Source organism: Ignavibacteria bacterium, assembly GCA_025612375.1.
Lineage (GTDB): Bacteria > Bacteroidota > Ignavibacteria > Ignavibacteriales > SURF-24 > JAAXKN01.
Genome location: JAAXKN010000003.1, coordinates 176,176 through 197,877, shown reverse-complemented (window position 1 = coordinate 197,877; position 21,702 = coordinate 176,176). Strand labels below are relative to the sequence as shown.

Here is a 21,702-nt window from a genome sequence, read left to right as displayed (position 1 = left end):
AAATAAGACAGCTTAAAATAACAAAAAATTTAATATTTTCAACCGGCTAAAATTCCCAGTTCAGCTGCATGTTCATATTGGGGAGCTCCCGCCTTGCCCGGTCTGCCCTGATGAACTCATACCAGCCGTAAAGCCTCAGGTTCAGCCTCTGATTTAATAGCAGCAGAACCTCCGTTACAGGACCGATGCTGCGGTAATCCGATTCCCGTTTTTTAATTTTATTCTGGAATGAAAAGGTCTTTAATGTAAGATATCTTATACCCGTTCCCAGCGAAAGGCCATTAAACCTGTAGCTTACCTTCGGCTCAAAATAGATCTCTTCCAGATTGCGCGCCGGCTTGCCCGCAAAGCGATCCCAGTTGAAATCCCCCTGCTCGGAAAACTTAAGGTATCCGAAGACGTTGAAGGCAAGCTTTTTTGCAAGCATTATTGTCGTGGAATCCTGCATTGACATCTGCCTGAATGAAAAGCTCCGGAAATTCTGGCTAACATCCTCATAGTCGTAAACCGTATAGTTGGCAGAGACCTCAAAAGTGTTTCTTGACGTAATGGCCGGTCCTCTATAGTCGCCTCCGGTTGAGAGCTTTAAGAACCTCATGAAATTATTGTTTGAGCTCCTTTCGGCAAAAACGTAAACCACGTGGTTGAGGTTTGCCTCAAGGTTTAGGAAAGTGTCGAAATAATGAGTGAGCTTTTTCAGGTACAAAACGCGGAATATCGACATCAGCTCGTCGCGGTCATCAAAGTTCTCCTCACTCGGCGTGTCGTAGCGGAGCTTGTTATGAAACAGGCTTAGTGTCAGAAGATCAGTCTCTGAGAGCCTCAGGTTTCCTGTTAAAGACAGTGTGATTTTTGTTGCTATATTGTTTTTCTGCCCTTCCAGGCGTACCCTTTCTTCGTATGATTTAATTCTTTCTTCCTGCTGGAAAACATTCGTCTCTTCTATTTTTTTTACGACGTGCTTTTCATCCCTCTCGGAATAGCTCATCCTGAATGCTCCGTCGAAAATGGATGTCCTGTAGGCCGTGTTGGATTCAAGCTCAAGCCTGAATTCATCAACCCTGACGTCAAAAAGTGAAGGGGAGGTGATGCTTAATACACGGTAGCGCGTATCCCTGTCCACATTTCTCCAGATGGCCCTTCCCGCCAGCTCGAAAGAAAATTCATCTGAAGCCTTGTTGTAAAGAAACCTGTCCTGTAGGAAGTAGTTTGTCTCAATGCGCGACTGTATGTTGTTAATAATATGAAACTGTGCTGCTGAAATGGAATCTGCGCTGAAATAAAAGTCCTTCCTGTTCTGAACGTAGTAAGCCCCGAGAATATTACCGAACGGGCCGCCAAGGTCGTTATTGACCGAAGCGTTAAACATCCTGATCGTGTTTTTCCTGGGCGAAATATCCTCGTTCTGGAACTTAAAAAGTGAAGATATGCTCATCTCGGGCAAAGACAGATTATCTGCAAGCCCTTCAATGCCGTAAATTGCTCCGTAGTCGTATTCCCCGATCTGATTGTTATTTGAGTATCCTATGGAAGGAGTAACATAAACCCGATCAAGGGGACTAAGCTTCATATAGAACGACCCGTTTAAGATTGAAGCCTGGTTAAGGTCAATTTTCCTGTTGTCGGACAATATGTCATTATTGGCCTGGACTCCAAGGCTCATATAGCCGGTCAGAGGATATTCGGTAATAAAGGACAGGTACTGCTCGTCTTTAATGTTCTTGGGGCTGCCCTGTATCAAAGTTGAATTATAGCTTTCATTTATGCCGAAGAAAAGTTTACCGAACCTCCTTCCGAAATTTAACGAGGTGCCGAGATTATATGTGCTGAGAAGCTTGTCGAACTTTGTGCTGAAAAGGTTCCTTTCCCACAAGGACGTACTAAAGCTTAGGCTGTCAGGATTGCTCTGTGCAAAAGCAGAAGCTGAAAGCAGAATTATAAGGATAAATATAATTCCTGTACGTTTCAAGGTCCTCAGGGTCTTATTGTAAAGTTATATAATGCGGATATACTGTTAGGTTCACTATTGCCATTTGAATAAGTAACAATGCGCCAGTAATAAACAGTATTTGTATTTAACTGTATGCCGTCAATTTTTACCCGTATGCTGTCGTTTGTAACACTGCTGTCAAACTCCCGGCTCCAGATTTCACCGAAGTACTCATTTGACTGCAGTACTATTTTGTAGTGTGCGGGAACGGATATCCCTTTGATAATAAAATTGTCAAAGTAGTCCACCTGTCTTCCGTTGGCAGGGAATAGTGCTTCCGGAATCCCAAGTATCATGTCTGAAACCTCGTTGCCGGCCTTGCTCTTAAGCCCACCTTTATCTGTGGTAATCAGCTTATAATAATATGTCACATAGGGCTTCAGGTTCTGACGGTCCAGAAACTGCGGGCCGCTGGCATTCCCGATAAAATTATCACTGCCCGGCGTAAAGCCCTCGGATTCGCCTCTATAGACCTCATAGCCTGAAATATCCCCTTCTTGATTAGGCTCCCATTTTAAGAAGACAGAAAGTGAATCGATCCAGTTCCTTGCATTAACCACAAGCGTAATGACTTCTCTTGGGGCGTTAATGTTTATCGGGCGTGCCCTTAAAAGTGAAGTCTGCTGGCTTTCCTTGCCGCTCATGTCCAGAGCTGAAACTTTATAATAATAGGTCGAGTCGTATGAAAGAGAATCGTCATAAAAGTAAGAGTCGGAAGTAAAAAATACCCTTTTGAGCCTTAGGGAATCATTTACCCCCTTATAAACATAATAGCCTTTCAGGTTGGGCTCCGCATTTGGCCTCCAGTCAATAAGAACGCTCCCGTCGTGGGCTGCAACCACCTGAGGCACCGCGGGTACCGCAGGTGGAAGGCCCGTATCAGGCTCACTTACAGATGTATCCCTCTGACAGCCGTAGATAAACAGTGCCATGAACACGCAGGCGAAGGCCTTAAACTTCAAAGACGTCTCCTTTTTCAGGAATAGTTATTTTGTTATAACCGATCGATCTTAACCGGGAGCAGAATTTTTCCTGCTGGTCAAAGTCGCCGTGAACAAGAAACAGATTCTGAACCCTGTCTTTATCAAACTGGTTGAAGTAGCTTAAGAGTTCATTTGAATCGGCGTGGGCGCTTAAGGAGTTCATTACAACTACTTCGGCCTTGAGCTGATATTCTTCTCCAAATATCTTAACAACCGGTTCATGTTCAACTATCTTACGGCCAAGCGTATTTTCTGCAGAGTAACCGACAATTAATATAATATTATTCTCATTCTCAATGTTATTTGCAAGGTGGTGAAGTATTCTTCCTGCTTCGGCCATGCCTGAGCTGGCCATAATCATGCACGGGCCCTCAATAGAGTTGAGTTTCTTTGAATCCTCAACGTCTTTGATGTAAGTTAGCTTGTTAAAGCCGAAGGGGTCCTTGTTCTGTATAAGGTACTGCGAAATTTCAAAATCAAAGCACTCGCTGTGCAGGCGGAAAATGTCCGTGGCATTAACAGAAAGAGGGCTGTCCACATAGATCGGGATCCTTTCAGCCATTCCCTTTTCAAAAATGTTGTTCAGCCAGTATACCATCTCCTGCGTACGCCCGACGCTGAAAGAGGGCACAATGATCTTGGCTTTTCTTTTGACTGCCTTATTTATTACTTCAGCGAGCTTCTGCTCCGTTTGCCCGGCGTTGTCGTGGAATCTTCCGCCGTAAGTTGATTCGGAAATTATAAAGTCCGCATCCGGCATTTTCTCCGGGTCCCTTAGTATTGGCATGTTCGCCCTTCCAAGGTCACCTGTGTATCCAAGGTTTACTATCCTTCCGTTTTCATTAAAGACAAGAAACGATATGGCAGAACCCAGAATATGGCCCGCCTCAAAGAAGGTAAGCTTAATTTCAGGCGTCAGAAAGAATTCCCGGTGGTAATTAAGCCCAACGAACCTCTTTATTGTTTCCTCCACGTCTTCCATTGTGTAAAGAGGCGTAAATGGGTTCTGTCCTTTTTTCCTGCGTTTCTTGTTTACGTACTCAACATCCTTCTGCTGAATAAAGGCGCTGTCGCGCAGCATAACTGAAGCCAGGTCGCGCGTGGCGAAGGTGGAATATATATTCCCCTTAAATCCATTCTTTACCAGGTTCGGAAGGTTGCCTGCGTGATCGATGTGTGCATGAGAAAGAATGACAAAATCAATTTCCGCAGGATCGAACATGTCGAAATTCTTGTTTATTTCATAGGCCAGTTTTCTTTTGCCCTGGTACATGCCGCAATCCAGGAGAAAAGAGGTTCCGTTGGCCTTTACCAAATGCATGGAGCCTGTTACTGTACGGGCAGCTCCTATAAAACTGATCTGCATAGTACTCCTATTTTAGGTTTTAATCTATCCAAAGTTAATAAGAGATTCAATGTTGTGACAAGGAAAATTTTATGAATAAAAATAGCTGAGTGCCCCGGAAGCCCGTATGAACAGGGCATTTGCATTATTCTTTATTATAAATATATTACCTGAAAGACGGGTAATAAAAGAAAGTGTCATAAGTCAAGGATATGAGAAGATGATGAAATTTAATGGTTCTAATAGTGCGGGGGCAAAATTTTCAGAAGGTAAGTTAATAAGAGGGGGCAGGTTAATTAGCTTTTTGGCGGGTGCCTTAATGGCACTTGGCGCAATTTACCTGTTCAGCAATTTTTCTGAAGTTAAAAAGTCCTACGGCTTTATTACATCACCTCAGGAATATCCGCAAAAGTATCAGATCATTTCACCCGTCGTGCCGGACAAAATTGACTTCTGCGGTGAGGCGGTCCCGCTTAACAATATGTTTGTAAGGGAGAGGTTTGAGCGCGAACTGATCGTGAATACTTATTATCACTCGGCCACTCTTTTGGGCATTAAGCGCGCAAACAGATGGTTCCCCGTTATTGAACCGATATTAAAGAAAAACGGAGTACCGGAGGATTTCAAGTACCTGGTTGTAATAGAAAGCAATTTTGAACACCTCATCTCTCCGGCCGGCGCCGTGGGCTTCTGGCAGTTTACACAGGCTGCCGCCGAACGCTACGGCCTGCAGGTTGATACGGAAGTTGACGAACGCTACAATGTGGAAAAGTCGACGCAGGCAGCCTGCGATTTCCTGAAATACAGCTATAACCAGTTCCATACCTGGACCCTAACGGCGGCATCCTACAATATGGGACTTACCGGAATCTCGAAACAGCAGGAAAGGCAGAAACAAAAAAACTATTACAACCTCCTCTTAGGTGAGGAGACCTCGCGCTATATAGCAAGGATACTGGCGGTAAAGTCTATATTTTCGCGTCCCGCAGACTACGGCTACCTCGTAAAAAAAGAGGACCTTTATCCCGCCCTCGACTTCGATGAAGTAAAGGTTACTTCCGACATCCCAAATCTTGCTGATTTTTCAATGCAGCACGGAATAAACTACAAGCTCCTTAAGATCTTTAACCCGTGGCTTAGGGAAAACAGCCTTACGGTAAAAGGCGGAAGGCAGTACATAATTAAAATTCCGAAAAAAGGAAGCGTTGAGGCGATCAGCGAGGGGTAAAATTATATTTTTTACACCCCGGGCTTTTATAAATTCCCCGCATGATTTTTTAAGAAATAATTTCTTGAAAGATGTCAGGAGCTTCTGTAATTTAAGGCCATTAAATGATATTAATCTCTTTTTAAGATCTCAGGAATAGCTATGAGTAAAGATTCAAAAAACGGGGGGATTTCAAGAAGGAAATTCCTGCAGGGCGTTGGCTCCGGCATAATTGGGACGTATGTCCTGACGCCCACAATTGCATCGGCCTCGGAAAAGCTCACGAAGAACGCTGAAAAGCTTAAGCTTACAGTGCCCGTTTCAATGACCGTAAACGGAAAAGGGGTGCATCTTCAGATAGAACCTCAGACTACGCTTGTTGAAGTTCTGCGCAATCAGCTTGGGCTTACAGGCACCAAGGTCACCTGCAACAACGGGGAGTGCGGCGGATGCACTGTCCTGATGGATAACAAAGCCGTTTATTCGTGCCACATCCTGGCCCTTGATTGTGCGGGAAAAGAGATCACTACAATAGAAGGCCTCATGACGGGAGAAAAGCTCCATCCGATCCAGGAAGCCTTTATTGAGCATGACGGCCTCCAGTGCGGATTCTGCACGCCGGGACAGATCATGGCGGCACAGGCTTTGCTCCTGAATAACCCAAAACCCTCGAGGCAGGAGGTGCTGGAAGGCATGTCGGGAAACATTTGCCGCTGCGCGGCTTACCCCAGCATCATAGAGTCCGTGCTTGCTGCAGCTGAAAAGACCTCAGGCAGCACAACCACAATGAAATAAACCTCATGACCGCTGAAAATTTCCCGGCAGACTGTCAGGTGAGATTTTTCAGGGAATAAGATTTTTCTAGAAATTTATCAAAGCAAATTTGATCTCTCTTAAATGGAGGAGCAATGGCTCATAAAATTGTAAAGTCCAGGTACTTTGGAGACGAGGGTTTAATTGAAACCATGGCCGAGGTGCCTGCTGATAAACTGAAAGCCTGGGGCCCGGGGACAGAATTAAAAATAGTAGGCAAGCCCGTTTCGCGCCTGGATGGATATGAGAAGGTTAGCGGAAGAGCGGTTTTTACATTTGACGTTATTCTGCCAAGAATGACTTATGCAAAGATGCTACGCGCTTCGGTGCCTCACGCCAGAATAAAAAATATCGACACCTCAAAGGCTGATGACCTCCCCGGAGTATTAAAAATTCTTACGCTTAAAAATTGTCCTAAAATTCCGTGGCACTGGGGTACAACGGCGTTGTTCGATGAGGAAGTAAGATACGAGGGTGACGAGGTTGCCTGCGTGGTGGCCGAAACCGGGCAGATTGCTGAAGAAGCCTTAGGCCTTATTAATGTTCAGTATGAAACGCTCCCATTTGTTACCGACCCTGCATTGGCAATGAAAACTGATGCCCCAAAGGTCCACGGCTGGGGGAACATTATTGACGAAAAACCGTCGGTCTACTCGAGGGGAGACGTTGAAAAGGGCTTCCGTGAATCCGACGTCACCTTTGAAGACACATACTCTACACAGATTGTTGTGCATAACCCGACTGAGCCTCACTGCAGCGTGGCAGCCTGGGAAAACGATAAGCTTACGGTGTGGGATTCCACACAGGCCGTCTTTGCAGTAAGAGACACTATTGCCAAAAGCCTTTCAATGCCTGAAAGCAAAGTGCGCGTGATAAAGAAGTATATGGGCGGCGGATTCGGAAGCAAACTTGAGGCCGGAAAGTACTCCGTCATTGCCGCCATTTTGTCCAAAGAAATCGGAAGGCCTGTAAGAATTGCCCTGGACAGGAAAGAGATGAACCTCTCTGCGGGCAACAGACCCGACTCCGTGCAGAAGCTGAAAGCCGGGGCAAGGAAAGACGGAACTCTAGTGGCTTTAAGCCAGTCTTCCTACGGGAACGTCGGGGCCTACCCGAACGGCGCCGACTGCAGCACACCACTCAGGACTTTATACAAGTGCCCTAACGTTCAGACTGAGGAGTACAGTGTTCTTACAAACTTAGGGCGCTCCAGAGCCTACCGGGCCCCGGGGCACGTGCAGGGAACATTTGCCTTTGAATCCTTAATGGATGACCTGGCAGAAAAGCTTGGTATGGATCCCCTGGAATTAAGAAAAAAGAATTTTACGGAAGTTGATCCCGAATCCGGAAGGCCGTATACCAGTAAACGCATTCTTGATGCCTACCTTCAGGGCGCAAAGGCTATAGGCTGGAATGAAAAAAGAAAACCCGCGGGTTCGGAAAAAGGACGCTTCAGACGCGGCATCGGAATGGCTTCCCAGATCTGGTGGGGAGGCGGCGGACCTCCGGCATACTGCACAATTAAACTCAACCAGGACGCCAGCGCGCACGTCTTAGCCGGAACACAGGACCTGGGGACGGGTACATACACTTATCTTGCACAGATAACTTCTGAAGTGCTCGAAATACCGCTAGAAAAAATTCAGGTTACTTTAGGGGATACGGAAACCTGCCCCTACTGCGGCTTAAGCGGCGGAAGCCTTACGGCTCCAAGCGTTTCACCTGCGGTGCGCGATGCAGCCGAACAGATGAAGATGAAACTCATCTCTGCTGCCTCGGCAATCCTTGAAACTGCTGAAAGTAACATTAAATATTCCGAAGGGAAGATGTCAAAGCTTGACGATCCCGCAAAGACTATTACTGTCAGCGAAGTCATTGGTGAGATGCACGAAAGAGTCCTCGTAACTACGGGCGCAAGGGAGGCAAATCCTGAGGGCTACGAAATAAACTCCTTCGGAGCCCAGTTTGCCGAGGTTGAAGTGGATACCTGGACCGGAAAGGTGCGTGTAATTAAAATTGTAGCGGCGCACGACATTGGCCGCGTCTTAAACCATAAGACGCTCTTAAATCAGTTCCACGGCGGGATCATTCAGGGGGCGGCCTATGCACTCCTGGAAGAGAGAGTTGTGGACGAGTATACGGGAAAGGTCCTGACAACAAACATACACGACTATAAACTTCCCACAGTTCAGGACACGCCGGAAATTGAGCTCATTGTTGTAAGCGAGAGCGATCCCTTGATCAGTAATACGGGCGTAAAGGGAATTGGCGAGCCGGCAATAATTCCCACAGCAGGCGCAATTGCAAACGCAGTCTATAACGCATTAGGCATCAGAATAAAAAGCCTGCCTATTACGCCCGACAAGGTGCTCATGGCTCTAAGTGAAAAAATTTAACCGGAGTTAATGATGAAAAGTTTTAATTATACACAGCCCAAAAGCCTTAAGGAAGCTTCCACACTTCTTAAAAAGAAGACTAAGGATGCTGTCTTTTTTGCCGGAGGCACCGACGTGCTCGGGCTCCTTAAAAATAATATAATTAGCCCTGATGAAGTGGTAAACCTGAAATCCATCCCGGATTTAAGCTATATCAGGTATACCAGCGGCAAAGGGCTCCAGATAGGCGCTCTGACAAGTCTTGCCGGGATCGCGGAAAATCCGTTAATAAAAGAAAAGTACACGGTTCTGCGCCAGGCTGCTCTTGAAGTCGCCTCCCCGCAGCTCAGAAACCTGGCAACACTCGGCGGCAACCTCTGCCAGCGCCCCCGGTGCTGGTATTTCAGGGAGGATTTTCAATGCCTGAGAAAAGGCGGGGATATGTGCTACGCATTTGAAGGGCAGAATAAGTACCACTGCGTAACCGGCGGCGGCCCCTGCTTTATTGTTCACCCTTCGGATATGGCTGTGGCTCTCATTGCTCTGGATGCAAAACTGACCATCTACGCTGACAAAAAAACGAGAACAGTTCCGGTTAAGGACTTTTTCCTCCTGCCTGAAGATGACTACAGGCGTGAAAATATACTGAAAGATGGCGAAATAGTGACTGAAATAACTGTCCCTGAGCTTCCTGAAGGCTCAAAGACCTCTTACCTGAAATTTAAGGAGCGCGGCGTGTGGGATTTTGCCGTTGTAAGCGTGGGCGCCGTTGTTAAAACTTCAGCGGGCAGGATTACTTCCGGAAAATTATCCTTTGGAGGCCTTGCGCCCATTCCCTGGCTGGATGAGGCTTTGAACGCTAAGCTTATGGGACTAGAAGCAAATGAGGATTCTGTTGCCCTTTTTGCCTCAGAAGTCCTGAAGAAAGCTGAAGCTTTGTCCAAAAATGAATATAAAATCCCTCTTGCAAGAAATCTCACAAAAAGGATTCTGCTGGAACTGACAGCTTAGGCTTATTTATATGCGGGACCCTCAGAGGTCCCGCTTCATTAACCTCGTCCCCGTTTTTTCATATCTGTTGTGGTTTGCCTTTTCTATAGCGATTCACTAAAATTTCATGTAAATTAGGCTATTAAATTATTTTTACACAGTACTAAGCTTACAGAATAGCTATAATTTGATCGATTTTAGATTATTAAATAAAGATTCAAAATCAAAGGCACGGGCAGGATACTTTGAAACAGGGCACGGAAGGGTTGAAACTCCTATTTTCATGCCCGTTGGTACACAGGGAACAGTAAAGGCGGTAAACCAGAATCTGCTGGAGACTGACGTTAAGGCACAGATTATACTGGGAAATACTTACCACCTTTATCTTAGGCCGGGAACTGAGATTCTTGAAAAAGCAGGCGGCCTGCACCGCTTCATGAACTGGAATAAGCCTGTCTTAACCGACAGCGGCGGCTTTCAGGTCTATAGCCTCTCGGACCTGAGGAAAATGAGAAGTAACGGCGTTGAATTCCGTAGCCATCTGGATGGCTCAAAACACTTCTTTACCCCTGAGAAGGTAATTCAGATTGAAAGAAGTATCGGTTCTGATATAATGATGCCTTTGGACGAATGTACCCCTTTCCCGTGCGATTACGAATACGCAAAGAAATCCAAGGAACTGACCAGCTGCTGGGCGGCTCTGAATAAAGAGGCTTTTGAGAAAACTGTACCTTTCTATGGCCACGAACAGTTCCTCTTCGGCATCATTCAGGGCAGTGTCTATAAAGATCTCAGGGAGTCCTCGGCTGAAGACCTCAAAAAAATCGGTTTCGACGGTTATGCAATCGGCGGCCTGGCCGTTGGCGAACCTACAGAAACCATGTACGATATGGTGGACTTTACGACGGACTTTATGCCCGAGGAAAGACCAAGGTATCTTATGGGCGTGGGGCGGCCGGAAAATATCTTGGAAGGTATTGCGCGCGGCGTGGATATGTTCGACTGCGTTATGCCTACACGCAACGCCCGGAATGCGTATCTTTTTACATGGAACGGAATCCTCTCGATGAGGAATGCGTTCTACAAGGACGATTTTCAGCCTGTGGACAGTAACTGCACCTGTTACACGTGCAGGAACTTTACCAGGGCTTACTTAAGGCACTTGTTTATTGCACGAGAAATTCTTGCTCTTGAACTTGCAAGCATACATAACCTGCATTTTTATCTGGAACTCGTTAAAATGGCAAGGATTAAAATAATGGAAGGTGATTTTACTCAGTGGAAAAATGAAATAATCGGTAAACTATCAGTAAATATCAATAACTCAACTAAGGAGGAATAAGTGAATTTATTATTAGCAATGGCTCCTCAGGGTGCCCAGGGCGGCGGCGGAAGCATGATCTCAACTCTGATCATGTTTGGTGCTATTTTTGCAATCTTCTATTTCATGATCATCAGGCCGCAGCAGAAAAGGGCTAAGGAAAGAGATCAGCTCCTGGCTAATCTTCAGAAAGGCGATAAGATTATAACCTCGGGCGGAATTCACGGAACCATTGAAGGCCTGGAGGAGAAAACCTGCCTGGTGAAAATCGGCGAAAACGTAAAAATTAAAATTGAACGTTCAGCAATTGCAACTATATTAAAATAATTGAACGCTCAGTCTGTCTGAAAAACGGTTAGTTAGAAAAGGAAATAAAATGTTCTGTTCAGTGGAAGAAGCCATTGAGGAAATCAAAAATGGCAAAGTTATAATCGTTGTGGATGATGAGGAAAGAGAGAACGAAGGGGACCTGGTCTGCGCCGCAGAATTCGTTACTCCCGAGATCGTGAACTTTATGGCAAAGCACGGACGCGGGATGATCTGCGCCCCTATGACGGGCAAAAGATTGGACGAACTCGGTCTTCAGCTCATGGTGGATTCAAATACTGCGCTTCATGGTACACAGTTTACCGTTACGGTTGACGCCGTTGAGGGTACTACTACCGGAATCTCTGCCAGCGACAGGGCTACTACGATCAGGAAACTGACCGACGAAAACGCCAGGGCTACAGACTTTGCAAGACCGGGACACATATTCCCCTTAAGGGCTTTTGACGAAGGCGTCCTAAGGCGCGCAGGCCACACCGAAGCGGTGGTTGACCTCTGCAGGCTCTCAGGCATTAAGCCCATCGGCGTGCTCTGCGAGATCTTAAACGACGACGGCACTATGGCCCGCGTTCCGGACCTTGAAAAGTATGCCCGGGAGTTTAACCTTAAGATCATGACCGTAAGCGACCTGATTAAGTACCGCATACAGAAAGACAAACTTGTTCAGAAGGAAGCTGATGTAAAGTTCCCTGTGAAAAAGGGAAACTTCCACCTGCACGTCTACAGAAGCCTTCTGGACAATAAGGAACACGTGGCCTTGGTTAAGGGGAAAATTGACCCCGAAAAACCGGTCCTCGTGCGCGTCCATTCTGAATGCCTTACAGGAGATGTATTCCAGTCACTCAGATGCGACTGCCACGACCAGCTCCACGCTGCAATTGAAAAAATTGAAGCCGAAGGCACCGGCGTACTTGTCTATATGAGGCAGGAAGGGCGGGGCATCGGCCTGGCAAACAAGATCAGGGCTTATGTCCTCCAGGATAACGGCCGCGATACAGTCGAAGCCAACGAAGAACTCGGCTTTAAGGCTGACCTGAGGGATTATGGAATAGGGGCACAGATACTTCTGGACCTGGGTGTCAGGAAAATGAAACTCCTGACTAACAATCCAAAGAAAATCATAGGCCTTAAGGGCTACGGCCTGGAGATCGTTGAGAGGGTTCCTCTGGAAATCGTCCCAAATGAAAAGAACAAGAAGTATTTACAAACCAAGCGCGATAAGCTTGGACACCTGATTCTGCTTAATGATAAGCAGTTTTGTTAAAGAAACCTGTTTTTTGAAGAGACTTAGAACTTAAGTCTCTTTTTTTTACCTGAATATCTTTATTAACAACTATTGGAGAGAGATGAAAGAGTTAGGCGTAGAAAAAAATTTTCTTGCAGTGGAAAAGAAATATTCATCATACAAAAATTCTTCAATTGCAATCCTGTCGGCTCCTTTTGAAAAAACCGTCAGCTACGGCCACGGAACCAAAAACGGACCCAGGGGAATCCTTGAAGCCTCACATTATGTGGAGTTTTATGACGAGGAGATGGACCGCGAGCTAGTGTTTGAAAAGGGGATCTGTACCTTGTCTCCTTTGGACTTCAAAGACATGAGCATCAAGAAATCCTTTGACCTCATATATAAAAACGTTAAGTCACTTCTTGAAGACGATAAATTTGTTGTGACCCTGGGAGGCGAGCATTCAATTTCTATTGCACCCGTAAAGGCTCACCTCGAGAAATATCCTGATCTGACAGTGCTTCAGTTCGACGCCCATTCCGACTTAAGGCAAAGCTATGAGGGTTCAATCCACTCTCATGCATCCGTTATGGCAAGAGTGGCAGAACTGACAAAGAACATTGTGCAGGTGGGAATTCGTGCCCAGTCAATTGAGGAATCCTGGTATATAAAGGAAAACAACATAAAAACATTTTATGCCAGGGAGATAAGGCTCGGAAAATACGGGCAGGACTGGATAAAAAGCGTAGCCGGAGAGATTGGGAAAAACGTTTATATAACATTTGACGTGGATGCCTTTGATCCCTCGTTTATGCCCTCAACAGGCACTCCCGAGCCCGGGGGCCTCTTCTGGGATGAAACAATGAATCTTTTACGCATGATTGGAAAAGAAAAAAATATCGTGGGATTTGACGTGGTTGAACTGGCTCCTGTAAAAGGAGTAGCCTCATCGGATTTTAATGCGGCAAAGCTCGTCTATAAGATGCTGAACTACTCTTTCCAGAATAAATAGTAACTATGTGAAGACGGGAAAATGCCTTTCCCGTCTTCAGTTTTTCCCGCACCCGTAACTTTTCATTTCACACTCATTTCAGAGTATTTTCTTTTTCTTAAAATTTTTCTTCTCCATCAAGCAGGTTCTCCTGAAATAGATAGCTTATTAGTAAAAGTTTACCTAATTTCCATCTAGATTAGCTTCGGGGGTTGAAATGAAAGCTTTAGTCGTAACCTTGCCTTTAATACTTGCTCTATGCTTTTTGCTTGAATCCTGCTCCTCTTCGGGCACTAATATAATGGGAGTTTCAACTGCTGAAAACAGCGGGCGCTACGCTTCAGAATTCCCAAATGTTAACTGCTCAAAAGAGCTCGAAGAAATCAGCGAAAGCATAAAGCTCATAAACTCAGTGGCATACTACAGAACAATTTATTTCAGTGAGGACAGCCATCTTGAAAAGACGGCTATAAACAGTGATGCCTTAAGAAAATATTCAACCCGCCTGGAATATATGGATAATACCGCATCCGGAACTGCCACGGTCATATTCTATAACTTTAAGAGGGTGGCGGTTATGACGTGCGCCCACGTCGTTAATTTTGAGGATACGCTTTATTCATATTTCCGGGCCCCGGGAGGCGGTGCAAGCAAATATGTGCAGAGCATTTCTGTAAAGGAAAGGCAGACAAATTATATTGCCGACTTTCCCGAAGACGGGGAGCTTGAAATCCTGAGTATCGACTCCAATCTTGACGTTGCAATCCTCGGCATGGAATTCACGCACCAGCCTGAGGAAAGAATAAGCGTGTTTTCTTACCCCATGGGTGAGGCTAAGGAGCTCGAATGGGGATCTTTTGTCTATATCTTCGGTTACCCTATGGGGTATAAAACTCTAACAAAAGCCATCGTAAGCAGCCCCAACCGCGATAAGTCCGGCAGCTTTATTATTGACGCCGTCTTTAACCGTGGATTTTCAGGCGGCATAATACTCGCCATAAGAGGCGGCATCCCGCACTTCGAACTGGTTGGAATGATCAAAGCCCTTCTGGCTGATTATGAATACGTTATAAAACCCTCGAAAGATTACTCAATAGAGCAGTACGACCCATATGTCCCTTACAATAAGGAGCTCTATGTAGAAAGGCGTCTGAACATTAAGTACGGCCTTTCGAAAGCTATTCCTGTTGAATCCATAAAAAAATATTTTATCGACCATGAGTCACTTTTTTCAAGCCGAGGCTATGATTTTAATGATTTTGTAAATAAAAACCTCTGAAAAACAGCTGGCACTGAAATTTTTTTCCCCACCGGGCAGACTTTTCTTCAGAAAGCACGTTGTTTCCAGCCAAAAGCAGCAGAAGCTTTAGGCTGGAAAGCCTCTGAAAAGTGCGTTTTTAGGCTCATTTCCCGCTTTTTTTCTTCCGGGACTGTTCCCCATTTTGACTTCTCAGACTTCCTGCAGGCAAAGATCACGAACAAAAAAAATCTAAAAAAAACTTGACTTTGCCCGTAAATTTCAGTTATTTTTGCCTTCAGTGGGTAAAGGTGTGGAAAAATCCCAAACAGTGGGGAAAAATGTTTATAGGAAGCTTTACATATTCAATCGATTCAAAAAGTAGGGTTAGCATTCCTGCCAAGCTGCGTAAGTACGTAAAGCCGGAAGCTAATGATACTTTTGTTATGACAAGGGGTGTGGAGCAGTGCATTGTGGTTTACCCCCTTGACCAGTGGAAAGAACTGGTGGATCAGAAGCTGTCCAATTTGAATGAATTCGACAGAAAAGAAGCTATGTTCTTAAGGGCATTCCTTCAAAGAGCTTCTGAGGATACGCTTGACTCTCAGTCAAGGCTTCTTATTCCCCAGAACTTAATTGAATATGCAGGCATTGAAAAGGAAGTGTTCATTCTCGGTGCGATAAAGAAAATTGAGATCTGGAACCCGGCCATTTATGAAAAATATCTTGCCTCACAGCCGGAGACCTTCGAAGAGATTGCACAGGAGGTAATGAAACCATAAAGGTGATGGAAGAAAAACATATTCCGGTATTATTAAAAGAAAGCCTTGAACATCTGATTTCAGATAAACAGGGAGCATATTTCGATGGAACCATAGGCTTTGGCGGCCATACATCGAAGTTTCTTGAAGTTCTGGGCCCGGAAGCAAAACTTGTTGCAACTGAGGTAGACAAAGATGCATACAACTATTCCAAAACCAAATTTCAGTCTGACAAAAGAGTAAGATTATATAATACAAATTTTTCTGAGATCGATACTGTTTCAAAAATCGAGTTTATTGAACAGTATAGCGGAATCTTTGCTGATCTGGGCGTCTCATCATTTCAGCTGGATAACCCTCAGTCGGGCTTCACATACAGAAGTGAAAGTGCACTCGACCTCAGGTTGGACAAAACAAAAGAGATCTCAGCCTCTGACGTTATTAATGGATTTACAGAGGAGGAGATTGCAGATATATTATATCAATTCGGCGAGGAAAAGAATTCCAGAAGAATCGCCCGCAGCATAGCTGAGAAAAGGGCCTTCGGGAATATAGAAACCACAACTGAGTTGAGTAGGATCATTGAAGAGCTGACACCGGCTCAGCATCTGAACAAAACTCTTTCGCGTGTTTTTCAGGCTTTACGAATATACGTTAATGATGAGTTGGGAGTTTTAAGAGAGTTCCTGATAAAATCAGTGGAGCTGTTAAAGACAGGAGGAAACATAGTGATTTTGACCTATCACTCCCTGGAAGACAGGGTCGTAAAAGACTTTTTCAAGAATGAAAGTCTTTCCTGTATCTGTCCGCCTGATTTTCCCATATGTGTATGCGATAAGGTAAAAAGACTCGAAGTCATAACCAGAAAGCCTGTCGTCCCGTCAACTGAAGAAGTGGAAATTAACAGAAGATCACGCAGCGCAAAATTAAGAGCAGCAAGAAAAGTATGAGTAAAACAAAATCCGGACGCAAGAGACCTGTAATTATACTTACTCTCGTATCAGCTTTTTTTGTAGCATCAGTTGTTTTACTCTATGTCGTCCTGAAACTTGAGATTGAAAGGCTTACAAAGGAAAAGATCAATCTCGAGGAAGTATTGGAAGCACGAAATAATGAAACCGTAACGCTTCAGGTTCAGGTGCAGAAACTGGAAACGGAAGCTAATATAATTCCACAGGCAGAATCCAGGCTGGGTATGGAAAAATTTTCAGAGCCGAATATAGTAATTGAGGTCGAAAAAGACCAGCTGGATGAGGTTGTAAAAGAAGTTAACAGCAAATATGAATAATAACAGAGCTTTACTGGTAATATTTGTACTGATCATTTTCTTTGCAGCTTTGCTGATCCGGCTCTTCGATATCCAGATCAGGAAACACGACGATTTTGATTACTATGCCAAGAACCAGCAGATTGAAAAAAAACTGATAAGGGCTGAAAGAGGATTTATTTACGACCGCAACGGCGAACTTTTGGCCTACGACCGTAACGACGTTTCGTTCTTTGTAGATACAAGAATGACAAAGGCCAGGGATATAGATTCCCTGTCTGCCATTTTTTCTAGAGTGTTCGGTAAGTCGAAAAATTACTACAGGAGCATGCTGAAGAATCCTGAGAGCAAGGTCGTATGCCTTGAAAAGAAGGCTCCTGCTGAACTGGCGGTAAAGCTTAAGGACGTGAAAATTAACGGCCTGTTCTCAAAGGAAGACCCTACCAGGGTCTATTCCTACGACAACCTTGCCTCTCACATCCTGGGCTACGTTGGCGGCTCCTACGAAGGTATTGAGGGAGTGGAAAAGTATTACAATAAGGAGCTTACCGGTACCGATGGCAGCATGATTATTGAAAGGGATGTTAAAGGAAGAATGGTTACTGTCTCAGAAGATGCAACCATTCAGCCCGTGCCCGGAAGCAACCTTGTTCTTACAATTGATAAGTCTTACCAGAAGATACTGGAAGAAGAACTGAGAAAAGGCTTGGATCAGTATCAGAGTACTGCCGGCGTTGGTATTATAATGGATCCCAATACGGGCGAGATTCTGGCTCTGGCAAATATGCCGGACTTTAACCCGAATAAGTACGGGCAGTATCCGGATCAGGTTAGACGCGACAGGGCTCTTACGGATACATATGAACCGGGATCAACCTTTAAGTCGCTTACAATTTCTGCACTGTTTGACAAGAAACTGATCAAGGGCACAGAAAGTGTTTATGCGGAGAACGGAAAATATAAATATAGAAATGTGAACATTACTGACTCACACCGGATGCAGTGGCTTACTGTAAGAGAGGTCATTGAGCAGTCAAGTAATATAGGTATGGCAAAACTGATAGGCAAAATAGATGAAGATGAGTTTTACAAATACCTGCGGAACTACGGATTCGGTAATTATTCTTTTATAGATCTTCCCGGTGAAAGCAGGGGAATACTTAAGAAGCCTGGAAATTTTAACGAACTGACCCAGGCTTTTATGTCATTTGGATATGAAGTCTCTGTAACACCTATTCAGATGATAACAGCCTATGCGGCTTTGGTTAACGGAGGAACTCTTCTCCAGCCGCACCTGCTTAAAAAAATCACTGCAAGGGACGGACAGGTAAAAGAGGAATTTGCACCAAAGCAGCTTAGAAATGTGATCTCAAAAGAAACTTCTGCTAAAATCAGAAATCTTCTGGTCGGCGTAATTGAGAATGGATCGGCAAAGTCAGCAAAGCTTGATAAGGTGACAGCCGGGGGCAAGACGGGAACTTCACAGCAGCTTATTAACAATAAGTATTCGAAGTCCAGCTATAATTCGTCTTTCATAGGTTTTTTCCCGGCTGATAAACCGAAAGTCCTCTGCTATATTTTTGTGAACGCACCAAAGGTGGGCGGGTACGGCGGCCTCGTTGCGGCTCCGATCTTTAAGAATGTTGCCGAAAGACTTATTTCAACGGATATAAGCCTACTTTCAGGAAATGAAGTTAAAACAGATGAAAAGACAAAATTTGATCGGGTGATAACGGCTTCAGAAAAGCTTGATGGAAATAAACGATATGCAGACGTTCCGCAGACAAAGACATATGCGGTTAGCAGGCCCAGAGTACTGAATAAAAGTGTTATGCCGGATCTGAGCAATTATAATTTAAGAGACGCAGTGGCGGTACTCCTGGAAATGGGTGTGAAGTATAAGATTGAAGGAAGCGGCAGGGTGGTCTCCCAAAGCCTCGTGCCCGGAAGCCCGGTCAGGCCGGGACTTTTATGCCAGCTTAAATGTGAAGAAAAGAAATTAACCGGAGCAAGGATTAACTGATGGAATTAACAAAGCTTGTAAATAGTATCAGGGTCATCCAGCTTGCAGGCGAGGTTGAGCGCAAGGACATTGAAGCCATTTCATATGACTCGAGAACAGTAAAGAAAAATACGCTCTTTGTCGCAATTACAGGATTTAATACAGACGGCCATAAATTCATTCTTGATGCTATAAATAAAGGTGCTACTGCGGTGGTGCTGGAGAATGACAGCCTCATTCCAAACGACGTCTTTATTCACCGCAACGTTACAAAGATACTTGTAAAAAACAGCAGGGCTGCCCTGGCTGAGATTTCTAACGCTTTCTTTAAGGAACCCACAAAGAAACTTCAGCTCATCGGCATTACCGGAACCAAAGGCAAGACAACAACTTCATTTTTCCTCAAGAATATTTTTGAGACCGCCGGCCATAAGACCGGACTTATCGGTACTATCGCCAATTATGTTGCAGACAGGAGAATCTATACAAAAATGACGACTCCTGAGTCATCCGACTTAAACCAGCTCTTTGCCGAAATGGCCGGCGAGGGATGCACTCATGCAGTCATGGAAGTATCATCTCACTCTTTGGTCCTAAACAGGGTAAAAAACCTGAGCTTCAAAGGTGCGGTTTTTACAAATATTACTTCCGATCATCTGGATTTTCACAATACATTTGAAGAATACCTGAAGGCTAAGAAGGTACTCTTCGATGAGCTTACAGAGGATGCCTTTGTTGTTTATAACACTGACGACCCAAGTTCAGAAAGTATTATCTCGGAAACAAATGCAAAAGCTTATTCATACGGCACTAAAGAAGGCGCGGCCTTCCAGGTTAAAGACGTAAGCTACGACCTTAACGGCACTTCCTTTAAGATCCGTTACAACAATAAGGATTTTGACATCAGAACCCGCCTTGTAGGCGAGTTTAACGCATTTAATGCTGCGGCTGCCTTTGCAGTCTCAACCCTTATGGGAATCAGTACTGATATCAGCATAAAAGGAATCGACACCACGCCGCAGGTGGCCGGAAGATTTGAAACTGTAAGCTATAAGGATAAAAAAGTAATTGTTGACTACAGCCACACGGCTGACAGTCTGGAAAAAGCGCTCCTTGCAATCCATAACATTACTAAGGGAATGGTCCCTGTTTATACCGTTTTCGGATGCGGCGGTAACCGCGACCGTACAAAACGCCCAGTCATGGGAAGGATTGCCAGTGAGCTGAGTAATATGGCTATCGTTACCTCCGATAACCCGAGACATGAAGACCCGATGGATATTATCTCTGAAATAACCAAAGGGATCGAAAAAAATAATTATAAGATAATTGAAAACAGGGAAGAGGCCATTAAAACGGCAATAAAAGAATCCGAAGAAAATGCGGTTATACTTGTTGCCGGCAAGGGGCACGAAACCTATCAGGAAATTAAAGGCGTAAGAAGCCATTTTTCAGATATAGAAATTGCTGAGAAGTATTTAAGAAATGAGTAAGCCAAAGATTACATTAGAGGATCTGTTTAATTTGACGGGATCGGTTATTTATAACCCCGATTCATTTTCATCTTCTGCACTTGTCTCAACAGATACAAGAACCATTAAGAAAGGTTCCATATTTGTTGCCATAAAGGGCGGGAAAATGGACGGGCATAAATTTGTTGAAGATGCTGTAAAAAAAGGAGCCTCGGCAGTCGTTATCAATAAAAACAAGCTGAAAAATTTTGATAACATAGATGTCACTTTAGTAACCGTTAAGGATACAACAATAGCTTATGGCGAGCTGGGAAAGATCTGGCGCGATAAGCTGAAAGCTAAGGTGGTTGGAATTACGGGCAGCAACGGCAAAACCACAACCAAGGAGATTCTCTCGCAGCTGCTGGAAGAAAAATCCACCGTTGCCAAAACGCTTTCAAATAACAACAACCATCTGGGCGTTCCACTTACAATCCTTTCTGCAAAAGGGGATAAGGACGTCCTGGTGCTTGAACTGGGGACCAATCACTTCGGTGAAATAGCCTATACGGCACAGATTGCAAGGCCTGACTACGCACTGATTACTAATATCGGGGAGTCACATCTTGAATTTCTGCACGACTTAGAAGGCGTGGCAGAGGAAAAGCTTTCTTTGTTTAAGGCCTTAAGCGGTACCGATGCAAAATTGTTCCTTAATACTGACGACAAAATATTAAAGAAGAAGCTTAAAGAGTATAAAAACGCCGTTACATTCGGCTTTGAAGGAAATCCCCAGGTCAAGGGTACCGTAAAAGGGATCAATAAAGAAGGCAAGACTACTCTCGGCATCAACTTTAAGGGCAAGGAATTTGAAGTCGGGCTTCCGGTTCATGGCCTGAGCAATGCAAAGAATTTCCTTGCGGCCGCAGCCGTAGCACTTGAGATGGGGCTGAAGCCTGCACAGATAAAAAGCGGTGCCAAAAAGCTTAAGGCCGTAGACAAGCGCCTTAATGTAAAAACTCATGACGGACTTATCATCGTAGACGACACTTATAACGCAAATCCGCTTTCAATGAAATCGGCATTTGAATTTATTAACGGTTTTGAGGACAGAAAAAAAGTTGTTGTCCTGGGAGATATGTTTGAACTTGGCAGCGGGGCACTTCAGGCTCATAAGGATTTAGCCAAAGCCGTCAGGAAAAACAAAATCAACGAAGTTTACACGATCGGTGAATTCATGATGAGCCTTTCGGCTGAACTCAAAAACGGAAAAATCGTAAAAGAGCACTTTAAGGACAGAAGTTCACTCGGAAAATTCCTTGAAAATAATGATTTCGGGAAAGCGGTAATTCTTGTTAAAGGTTCACGCGGAATGAAGATGGAAGAGTTTGTAAAAATTTTGGAAGGAAGAAAGTAA

The 21,702-nt window shown here is 44.6% G+C and carries 18 protein-coding genes; 15 read left to right on the top strand and 3 right to left on the bottom strand.

Annotated features, from left to right (window positions below; translation table 11 throughout):
- Positions 1-46: 46 nt before the first annotated feature.
- The 3 genes from HF312_03995 to HF312_03985 are packed head-to-tail and all read right to left on the bottom strand — an operon-like array spanning position 47 to position 4,339.
- The gene (locus tag HF312_03995) at positions 47-1,969 is read right to left on the bottom strand and encodes a hypothetical protein (protein MCU7519352.1); all 1,923 of its coding nucleotides are present in this window, start codon (positions 1,967-1,969) and stop codon (positions 47-49) included.
- Positions 1,970-1,974: 5 nt separating this feature from the next.
- Entirely contained in the window at positions 1,975-2,952 is a 978-nt protein-coding gene (locus tag HF312_03990) for a hypothetical protein (GenBank protein MCU7519351.1), read from the bottom strand.
- Positions 2,942-4,339 carry an MBL fold metallo-hydrolase gene (locus tag HF312_03985; GenBank protein ID MCU7519350.1) on the bottom strand — a complete coding sequence of 466 codons (1,398 nt, stop codon included), beginning with the start codon at positions 4,337-4,339 and terminating at the stop codon, positions 2,942-2,944. Before HF312_03985 ends, HF312_03990 begins: the two co-directional genes overlap by 11 nt.
- 298 nt (positions 4,340-4,637) lie before the next feature.
- Between HF312_03985 and HF312_03980 the strand changes: the two genes are divergently transcribed.
- The 15 genes from HF312_03980 to murF all read left to right on the top strand — a co-directional run bounded on the left by HF312_03980 (position 4,638) and on the right by murF (position 21,702).
- Entirely contained in the window at positions 4,638-5,546 is a 909-nt protein-coding gene (locus HF312_03980) for a lytic transglycosylase domain-containing protein (GenBank protein ID MCU7519349.1), read from the top strand.
- A gap of 141 nt (positions 5,547-5,687) precedes the next feature.
- Positions 5,688-6,320, top strand: coding sequence for a (2Fe-2S)-binding protein (locus HF312_03975; GenBank protein MCU7519348.1), 633 nt, complete (start codon positions 5,688-5,690; stop codon positions 6,318-6,320).
- 113 nt (positions 6,321-6,433) lie between these two features.
- On the top strand, positions 6,434-8,734 hold the full coding sequence (locus HF312_03970; protein MCU7519347.1) for a xanthine dehydrogenase family protein molybdopterin-binding subunit: 2,301 nt from the start codon (positions 6,434-6,436) through the stop codon (positions 8,732-8,734).
- A gap of 12 nt (positions 8,735-8,746) precedes the next feature.
- Positions 8,747-9,724 (top strand): xanthine dehydrogenase family protein subunit M, encoded by a 978-nt coding sequence (locus HF312_03965; protein ID MCU7519346.1) that lies wholly within the window; start codon positions 8,747-8,749, stop codon positions 9,722-9,724.
- Positions 9,725-9,893: 169 nt separating this feature from the next.
- Entirely contained in the window at positions 9,894-11,045 is a 1,152-nt protein-coding gene (gene tgt / locus HF312_03960; protein MCU7519345.1) for a tRNA guanosine(34) transglycosylase Tgt, read from the top strand.
- 18 nt (positions 11,046-11,063) lie between these two features.
- The gene (gene yajC, locus HF312_03955) at positions 11,064-11,351 is read left to right on the top strand and encodes a preprotein translocase subunit YajC (GenBank protein ID MCU7519344.1); all 288 of its coding nucleotides are present in this window, start codon (positions 11,064-11,066) and stop codon (positions 11,349-11,351) included.
- Between the two features lie 49 nt (positions 11,352-11,400).
- Positions 11,401-12,615, top strand: a complete 1,215-nt coding sequence (locus HF312_03950) for a bifunctional 3,4-dihydroxy-2-butanone-4-phosphate synthase/GTP cyclohydrolase II (GenBank protein ID MCU7519343.1) — start codon at positions 11,401-11,403, stop codon at positions 12,613-12,615.
- 82 nt (positions 12,616-12,697) lie between these two features.
- Positions 12,698-13,588, top strand: coding sequence for an agmatinase (gene speB / locus HF312_03945; GenBank protein MCU7519342.1), 891 nt, complete (start codon positions 12,698-12,700; stop codon positions 13,586-13,588).
- A gap of 196 nt (positions 13,589-13,784) precedes the next feature.
- Positions 13,785-14,846 carry a trypsin-like peptidase domain-containing protein gene (locus HF312_03940; protein MCU7519341.1) on the top strand — a complete coding sequence of 354 codons (1,062 nt, stop codon included), beginning with the start codon at positions 13,785-13,787 and terminating at the stop codon, positions 14,844-14,846.
- Between the two features lie 299 nt (positions 14,847-15,145).
- Positions 15,146-15,586: a division/cell wall cluster transcriptional repressor MraZ gene (gene mraZ, locus HF312_03935; GenBank protein ID MCU7519340.1), complete on the top strand. Its 441-nt coding sequence runs from the start codon at positions 15,146-15,148 to the stop codon at positions 15,584-15,586.
- A 5-nt stretch (positions 15,587-15,591) separates the two neighbouring features.
- Positions 15,592-16,515: a 16S rRNA (cytosine(1402)-N(4))-methyltransferase RsmH gene (rsmH, locus tag HF312_03930; GenBank protein MCU7519339.1), complete on the top strand. Its 924-nt coding sequence runs from the start codon at positions 15,592-15,594 to the stop codon at positions 16,513-16,515.
- Positions 16,512-16,853, top strand: a complete 342-nt coding sequence (locus HF312_03925) for a hypothetical protein (GenBank protein MCU7519338.1) — start codon at positions 16,512-16,514, stop codon at positions 16,851-16,853. Before rsmH ends, HF312_03925 begins: the two co-directional genes overlap by 4 nt.
- On the top strand, positions 16,846-18,855 hold the full coding sequence (locus HF312_03920) for a PASTA domain-containing protein (protein ID MCU7519337.1): 2,010 nt from the start codon (positions 16,846-16,848) through the stop codon (positions 18,853-18,855). Before HF312_03925 ends, HF312_03920 begins: the two co-directional genes overlap by 8 nt.
- Positions 18,855-20,327, top strand: a complete 1,473-nt coding sequence (locus tag HF312_03915) for a UDP-N-acetylmuramoyl-L-alanyl-D-glutamate--2,6-diaminopimelate ligase (protein MCU7519336.1) — start codon at positions 18,855-18,857, stop codon at positions 20,325-20,327. The genes HF312_03920 and HF312_03915 overlap by 1 nt, the downstream gene beginning before the upstream one ends.
- Positions 20,320-21,702 (top strand): UDP-N-acetylmuramoyl-tripeptide--D-alanyl-D-alanine ligase, encoded by a 1,383-nt coding sequence (gene murF / locus HF312_03910; protein MCU7519335.1) that lies wholly within the window; start codon positions 20,320-20,322, stop codon positions 21,700-21,702. The genes HF312_03915 and murF overlap by 8 nt, the downstream gene beginning before the upstream one ends.

What these genes read in the sequence shown, in the direction of transcription:
- rsmH (MCU7519339.1), top strand. Translation starts at nt 15,592, where the DNA reads ATGGAAGAAAAACATATTCCGGTATTATTAAAAGAAAGCCTTGAACAT.
- HF312_03970 (MCU7519347.1), top strand. Translation starts at nt 6,434, where the DNA reads ATGGCTCATAAAATTGTAAAGTCCAGGTACTTTGGAGACGAGGGTTTA.
- HF312_03975 (MCU7519348.1), top strand. Translation starts at nt 5,688, where the DNA reads ATGAGTAAAGATTCAAAAAACGGGGGGATTTCAAGAAGGAAATTCCTG.
- HF312_03915 (MCU7519336.1), top strand. Translation starts at nt 18,855, where the DNA reads ATGGAATTAACAAAGCTTGTAAATAGTATCAGGGTCATCCAGCTTGCA.
- HF312_03925 (MCU7519338.1), top strand. Translation starts at nt 16,512, where the DNA reads ATGAGTAAAACAAAATCCGGACGCAAGAGACCTGTAATTATACTTACT.
- yajC (MCU7519344.1), top strand. Translation starts at nt 11,064, where the DNA reads ATGGCTCCTCAGGGTGCCCAGGGCGGCGGCGGAAGCATGATCTCAACT.
- speB (MCU7519342.1), top strand. Translation starts at nt 12,698, where the DNA reads ATGAAAGAGTTAGGCGTAGAAAAAAATTTTCTTGCAGTGGAAAAGAAA.
- HF312_03940 (MCU7519341.1), top strand. Translation starts at nt 13,785, where the DNA reads ATGAAAGCTTTAGTCGTAACCTTGCCTTTAATACTTGCTCTATGCTTT.
- HF312_03950 (MCU7519343.1), top strand. Translation starts at nt 11,401, where the DNA reads ATGTTCTGTTCAGTGGAAGAAGCCATTGAGGAAATCAAAAATGGCAAA.
- murF (MCU7519335.1), top strand. Translation starts at nt 20,320, where the DNA reads ATGAGTAAGCCAAAGATTACATTAGAGGATCTGTTTAATTTGACGGGA.
- HF312_03985 (MCU7519350.1), bottom strand. Translation starts at nt 4,339, where the DNA reads ATGCAGATCAGTTTTATAGGAGCTGCCCGTACAGTAACAGGCTCCATG.
- HF312_03965 (MCU7519346.1), top strand. Translation starts at nt 8,747, where the DNA reads ATGAAAAGTTTTAATTATACACAGCCCAAAAGCCTTAAGGAAGCTTCC.
- HF312_03980 (MCU7519349.1), top strand. Translation starts at nt 4,638, where the DNA reads ATGGCACTTGGCGCAATTTACCTGTTCAGCAATTTTTCTGAAGTTAAA.
- HF312_03920 (MCU7519337.1), top strand. Translation starts at nt 16,846, where the DNA reads ATGAATAATAACAGAGCTTTACTGGTAATATTTGTACTGATCATTTTC.
- mraZ (MCU7519340.1), top strand. Translation starts at nt 15,146, where the DNA reads ATGTTTATAGGAAGCTTTACATATTCAATCGATTCAAAAAGTAGGGTT.